Genomic DNA, 6,348 nt, shown 5'->3' with positions numbered 1-6,348 from the left:
TCGTGGCGGGCGAAGCGGCGAGGCGGTGCCGCATTCAAGCCGGAGCGTACGCGCGGCACAGAGCGCTTCGTCGCCAATCTCGGGATGTTGTCGGCGTTGCTGTTTGCGCTTGTGATCCTCATGCAAGGCAGCGCGGCGCTGATCCTGGATGGGTGCCTGCGATGAACCTGGACGCGCTGTTCCCTACTTCCATCTGCTACGGCGCCGGCGCGCCCGGGGCCGGGTGGACGCTCGCGCTGCCCATCACCCTGCCACTCGCCGTGCTTGCCCTGATATATGTCGTTGGCGCTGGCCGGCTTTGGCGGCGCAGCAGCCGCGGCAGGACGTTGCGGCTGCGCCAGGCTCTGCTGTTCACGGCCGGATGGAGCGTGTTGACAGCCGCATTGGTCAGCCCGATTCATGTGCTCGGCGAGCAGGTCTTTGCGGCGCATATGATCGAGCACGAGCTGCTGATGGCCGTGGCGGCGCCGCTGTTGGTCTCTGCCTGCCCGGCTGCGGCCTTGATGTGGGGCCTACCCATCCGGTTCCGGCGCATTCTGGGAATTGCCGGACACGCCAATTGGCTGAGGGTGGTCTGGGCCTTCGCAACGCGGCCGATCAGCGCGACCATTATCCACGGCATTGCTATATGGATTTGGCACATTCCGGTGTTGTTCGAGGCCGCGCTCGAACGCGGCGTACTGCACTATGCACAGCACGCGAGCTTCTTCGGAACAGGGCTGCTGTTCTGGTGGGTCCTCTTGCCGCGTCCCGGCCGCCAGCATGCCTATGGGAGCGCAGTGATGCACCTCTTTGTCACCTCGCTGCATACCGGGCTGCTCGGCGTTCTCCTGTTGCTCTCGCCACGCCTCTGGTACCCGGAGAACGCCGTGGGAGCGGCACTGTGGAATTTGAGCCCCCTGGAGGACCAGCAACTTGCTGGGCTGGTGATGTGGGTTCCGGCTGGATTGATATATGGCGGCGCAGCGCTGCTGCTGGCCGCGTTGTGGATCAAGGCGAGCGGAAGGAGGGAGGCGGCGCATGCGTACGAGCGTGTCTAAACTGCTTGCCGCCGTCATCGCCGCGCTGGTGCTGCTCGTCGCGGCCGTGGCCGGAATGACCTGGTGGTCCGATCGGGCCGCGCGCGTCCGCCACGAGGCGGAGGCGGCCACAGGCGGTGACACTGCGAGGGCCTTGCCGATCATGAATGCGAATGGCTGTTCCGGCTGCCATACGATTACGGGCGTGCCGGGCGCGCAAGGGCAGGTCGGTCCTCGCCTGGATGCCAGTCTTGCTGACCGCGTCTTTATCGGCGGCGGGCTGGCCAACAATCCAGAGAACCTGATCCGCTGGATACGATCGGCCAGGGAAATCAATCCGCACACCGCCATGCCGTCGACCCGGATTACAGAGCAGCAGGCGCGCGATATCGCCGCTTACCTCTACGCTCTGAAATGACTCGAGCGGTTCACCGTTTGAACAACAACGCCGGCCCTTCTGAAGAGACCGACTATCGTTGATCCAGGATCATTCAAGCTAGGTTTGACGCTGAGACGGATCGGAAATCCGTTCACGCACGGCATGCTCGGTTTTGTCTGCTGTGGACTTCACGACCTCGCCGAGCTGATCGGCCATCGTGCCTGCTTCCATATGTTGCCGGCCAGCTTCCTGCTTGATGGTCTCATAGGCGTCGGCGGCGACCTGCTTGGCTTCATCCAGACCCCTGTCGAGCATGGTTTCGGCGGTGTCGCGAAGCTTGTCGCCATAGGCGCCTAGTTGCTCATCCTCCGTTGCGGTATGGGGCAGCATTGCACCTATGGCGGCGCCGATGGCGAGACCGGCGGCCGCTACGGCCAAGGGTTGGTTCTCAAACAGTTCTTGGGCAGAGCGGGCGGTTTTCGCCGCCATGTCGCCGGTCACCGATCTTGCAGTGGCCGTGCTGCCCGTCAAACCCTCGGCGGCGTTGCTTACCGCGCTCGAAACGGTATCGCTGACGCTGGTAGCAGCCGACGACAGCGATGAGGCGGCATCGGAAAGCGTGCTGCCAAGGCCTCCACGCTCCCCGTCATCATGTCGTCCCGGCGCCGAAGGCATGGAGTACCCAGCCGAACCGTGGGGGGTGTTTGAGGTACCGCTGCCGAACATCAGCCAAGCCAGACCCGCGCCCACCATGGTGACCGGCAAAGGATTGTCTCGGACCTGTGTTCTGAGATTGCTGAGCATGGCCGAGCTCTCCCCTCCCGAGAACAGCCCGGCGAACTCATCCAGCAATTGTCCGGGCGTCATCTTGCCTCGAATGGATTCGGCTGTCTCCATCACCCGGGCGCGGGCTGCCTCGGCCTCGCGTTCAAGTTCGGCTGCGGATTTCTCAGTCATCTCACCTGTTCCTTGATCACGCTCGCGTCGCGCTTGAGCTGTTCCTGGGTCCGGTCGGGGGTAAGTTCCGAAGGCGTCATGCTGGCCATCCCGGTCCGCAGCAGGATGACGCCGAGGATCGCCACGACCACACCGACCAGCAGGGAAGACCACCCCGCGCCAAGCCCTGCCCGCGTCAGCGCGATAACGAGTGCCTGCAGCAACACCAATAATGCCGCGAGCAGGCAGATCGCGCCGCCCAGCACTTCCGCGGCACCTGCTCCGACTTTGGTAAGCTTTTCAGAGAGCTCCGCCCGAAACAGCCTGGCCTCGGTTTGCACCAGAGTGGTGACATTCTGGGCCAAGTCGGTGATCAGTCCGGGAAGGCTGGGATTGTCCTGGGTGTTCATCTGTCCTGCTCCGCGTTCTGCGTGGCCCCATCATCGCCAACGAGGCCCGAATCCTGCGAACGATCAACGGACCAACCCTGTGCCTGATCGGTGTGTGATTTGAGGTCTCCCGCAGCATCCTGGAATTCTGGACCCGCCGGCGGAGAAGCCTTGATGAACCGCCCGAGAGCCAATCCGGCCAATACCGATCCGGCAAGCAGGACACCGGGATTTTGCCGGCCAAAGGACTGCACGTCCTCCAGGACCTGGCCGAACGGTTTCTGTTTCAATGACGATGAAAGCCGCTCCAAGCCACCGGCGGCATCCAATGCGAACTTCGATGCGTTCCTTTCATCGTTGTTGGCCAGATGGTCACTGGCCGCGCGCAGTGCGCCGCCCAGCGCCGCCAGACTCGATCCGATGTCGCGCTGAGCTTCCTCCGCCTTATCGGAAATCGCATCCCTGGCTTCAGATGCATAATCGCCAGCCTTACGGGTCACCGTGTCACGCGCGTCGTGAAGCAGCTCGCTGGCACGTTCTTGTTCCTGGCGAAGCCTGTCGGAAACGTCGCTTTTCGCCTTGTCGAAATCGGTGGGCTGTCCGCCCTGATCGTTCTCATGCTGCATGGGCCACCTAGTGAAGACCGAGGAAGGAGAGGACCGCGAGCACGACAACGATAAGGCCGATAAGATAGATGACACTGTTCATGTGCACGTCCTCCGTGACTTCCCAACTTCGTGGAACCTCCGATGTTCCACTAGGTGAAAGCATTTATGATCAGGCTGAAACGGAGAGCTCGTCAGGCACGCAACAATCAGGAATGAGCTGAGCTGCCCCTCGTGCGGAGCTTCAGTGGCTCGAGTACAAACCTTGTGCTCCCGACTGCGCACGGGTCGAGCGGAAGGCCGCCGGTTGCCTCGGCTTTGGCTGACCTTTGTCTATTCGGCTGTCCGCCTGTCGATCATCTGCTCGCTCTGGACGCCCGGCACGTCCCTGCGCTGTTGGACGCCTTCAACGAAGCGAGGATGAAGGCATAGAATACGTGCTGATGTTTCATTCTCCTGCGGGAAGGAGCAGAGATATTCAGTTCGCCCATGTCTTCGAACGCCGCGAGCGACTGCTGCATGGTGTCGTGTGCACGCGCTCCGACGGATTGTTCCGTCCGAGCAACACCTAAATCATGCAACCTTGGAAAACAGGGCGACGTCGCATCTGGCCAAGCCGTAGCGCCACCGATGATCGGTCGTGGCGACCCGGCTTTGGTAAAACAGCGAAAGTTGGCCCCCTTCGATCATCACGGTCGAGTGGCCGTTCTCTCCCGGCTGGCCTGGTTCCAGCACCGGTCCCATCGACACATAAGGTCCAGCAACATCATCGGCGATGGCAAAAAACACGCGTTGCCGGTTTCCCCGAAGGCCATTCGGGAGAAAGCAAGTGGCATTGAGAAGCACGCGGCCATCCGGCAATTCGACCAGTTGTGCGCCCTCTATCCCCCATTCGTAGTCGGGATCCTCTCTCGTGTTGTGGTGAGGAACTTCATTATGGTCGAGGATCTTGCCGATCCGCTTCCAAGGGCCGAACCATGAATCGGATTGGCTACGCGCGAGATAGATGTCGGGCTGTGGCACCCTGGTGAATTTTGGCATGGCGGAATAGACGAGGTAGCGCTTGCCGCCAATAACTGCGGGATGCGGATCGTAAATGCCATCTTCCTCCGTGTCCGGGATGGCGAGGATTGCCGGGCTAAGAACCACCCAATGGAACCCGTCATTGGAAACCGCATGCTCGCAGCGGCCACCAGACTTCATGAACTCGGTCTGGATGAACATGTGAAAGACGCCACTTTCGTGAATGACCCCCGGAGCCGCAACACCACTCCCATTGATAGGAAGCTCGATCGACTGATGCTCGGTCCACGGCCCATAAAGTTCCGGCGCCGTGGCATGCAGGATCCTCCACGTCTCGCTGGTCACCGTGCCGCTCGAGCCGAAGACGTGCCACAGGCTGCCATCAAAGACGGGGCAAGGGTCTTTGAGATCATCCACGCTTTGCGGATGAAACAGCGGAAAAACATTGGTTGAAAAGTCGATCTTCATATCAGCCCCGGAATTCGCCTGGCACGGACTCGCCAGTGATGCGGGCGAATCAACTTGATGTCCTGCACATTTTATAACCAGCGACTTAAACGCAAATACGGCAGGTCAGTTCTCCACCGACATTCCCCCGTCGCTCACGCTTTCAAAGCCCGGCGACGCGTGGTGGCCGTTCTCAGCTCCGCGGAAACATCGTCGCATCCGTCATCCGAGCGGTGACTGAGAGCTCTTCACTTCACCTTGGAACAACTCACGCGGTGGAAAGTTAGGAGCTGGTACCGAAGTCTATTTCTCCTCCATCTGCGATTAACAAATGTTAGTCGCAGCATAAATTAAAGATTACAGGAAGGAAAATCTCAATGGAAGCAGCCTTGGGCAGGGTGTCCGCCAGTAAACACGCTGGCAGGGAAAATCTACTGGTTTGCTTCTCGCACTTGCGTTGGAATTTCGTCCATCAACGCCCGCAGCATATTCTCACTCTTGCATCCGTGCAGCAGAGAGTGATCTACTTTGAAGAGCCTCTTTTTGAAGAACTGCCACAGCCGCTGATGCGGACGAGCGAGGCATCGCCAAACATTCTAATTGTGACACCAGTGCTTCCGCTCGGCGCGTCGGCCGCGAAATCAGATGCCGTCCAGCGGAGATTTGTTCAGCAGATCATAGCTTCTATGCCGCACAGCCGGCTGATCGCCTGGTACTACACGCCGATGGCTCTTCGCTTCACGGAGTTCCTTGACCCAGACATATGCGTCTACGACTGCATGGACGAACTCTCCGCCTTCAAGAATGCGCCGCCCGAACTGGCGCAGATGGAAAAGGAACTTCTGCGCCGCGCCGATCTCGTTTTCACCGGTGGCCTGAGCCTGTTCGAGACCAAGCGCCGCCTGCATCAGGCCATTTACCCCTTTCCGAGCAGCATCGATGTGAAACACTTTCACAAGGCAAGGCTGCCGGGAAAGGACCCCATCGATCAGGCCGGCATTCCTCACCCGAGGGTGGGGTATTTCGGCGTCATCGACGAGCGGCTGGACGTCGACCTCGTGGCGCTAGCGGCGCGGACCATGCCGGACGTGCATTTCGTCATGATCGGCCCCGTTGTCAAAATCGATCCTGCAATCCTGCCGAAGGCCGACAATCTGCATTGGTTGGGCGCGAAGGCCTACTGCGACCTGCCCGATTATCTGCGCCATTGGGATGCCGGGTGGATGCCGTTTGCGCTCAACGAAGCGACCCGGTTCATCAGCCCAACCAAGACGCCAGAGTTTCTGGCGGCGGGCCTGCCGGTGATCTCGACGGCAATCGTTGACGTTGTGCGCAGCTACGGCGCTGCTGGGCTGGTGGAGATCGCCGACATTGACGACTTGGACAGCAAGCTGCGCTCCCTGCTTTTGCGACCGCGCGAGATGCTGCTGCCGCAAGTCGATGCCTATCTGGCTGACATGTCGTGGGAAAGAACATGGAAGGCCATGGCCGCTCACATTGAGGGCGCCTACCGACGCAAGAAGGTCGTCCCGCTCCGCAGGAGCGCATAG

General features: G+C 60.5%; 7 protein-coding genes. 3 read left to right on the top strand and 4 right to left on the bottom strand.

Annotated elements, in window-relative coordinates; all coding sequences use genetic code 11:
* Positions 1–161: 161 nt before the first annotated feature.
* A complete protein-coding gene (locus EOB80_RS30675) occupies positions 162–1,040 on the top strand; it encodes a cytochrome c oxidase assembly protein (protein WP_127331646.1) in 879 nt (292 codons plus the stop codon).
* A complete protein-coding gene (locus EOB80_RS30670; RefSeq protein ID WP_127331644.1) occupies positions 1,021–1,437 on the top strand; it encodes a c-type cytochrome in 417 nt (138 codons plus the stop codon). The genes EOB80_RS30675 and EOB80_RS30670 overlap by 20 nt, the downstream gene beginning before the upstream one ends.
* 78 nt (positions 1,438–1,515) lie before the next feature.
* Here EOB80_RS30670 and EOB80_RS30665 read toward each other — a convergent pair whose 3' ends face one another.
* From EOB80_RS30665 to EOB80_RS30650, 4 genes are all read right to left on the bottom strand, one after another.
* On the bottom strand, positions 1,516–2,355 hold the full coding sequence (locus EOB80_RS30665; RefSeq protein ID WP_127331642.1) for a DUF3618 domain-containing protein: 840 nt from the start codon (positions 2,353–2,355) through the stop codon (positions 1,516–1,518).
* A complete protein-coding gene (locus tag EOB80_RS30660; RefSeq protein WP_127331640.1) occupies positions 2,352–2,744 on the bottom strand; it encodes a phage holin family protein in 393 nt (130 codons plus the stop codon). Before EOB80_RS30660 ends, EOB80_RS30665 begins: the two co-directional genes overlap by 4 nt.
* On the bottom strand, positions 2,741–3,349 hold the full coding sequence (locus EOB80_RS30655; RefSeq protein WP_127266481.1) for a hypothetical protein: 609 nt from the start codon (positions 3,347–3,349) through the stop codon (positions 2,741–2,743). Before EOB80_RS30655 ends, EOB80_RS30660 begins: the two co-directional genes overlap by 4 nt.
* A 552-nt stretch (positions 3,350–3,901) precedes the next feature.
* Entirely contained in the window at positions 3,902–4,819 is a 918-nt protein-coding gene (locus EOB80_RS30650) for a hypothetical protein (protein WP_164748700.1), read from the bottom strand.
* Positions 4,820–5,175: 356 nt separating this feature from the next.
* On the opposite strand from EOB80_RS30650, the gene EOB80_RS30645 reads away from it, so the two are divergent.
* A complete protein-coding gene (locus EOB80_RS30645) occupies positions 5,176–6,348 on the top strand; it encodes a glycosyltransferase (protein WP_127331638.1) in 1,173 nt (390 codons plus the stop codon).

Source organism: Mesorhizobium sp. M7A.F.Ca.MR.245.00.0.0, assembly GCF_003997415.1.
Classification (GTDB): domain Bacteria; phylum Pseudomonadota; class Alphaproteobacteria; order Rhizobiales; family Rhizobiaceae; genus Mesorhizobium.
Note: the sequence above shows the minus strand (reverse complement) of the source record. Positions and strands in the feature narration are given on the sequence as shown.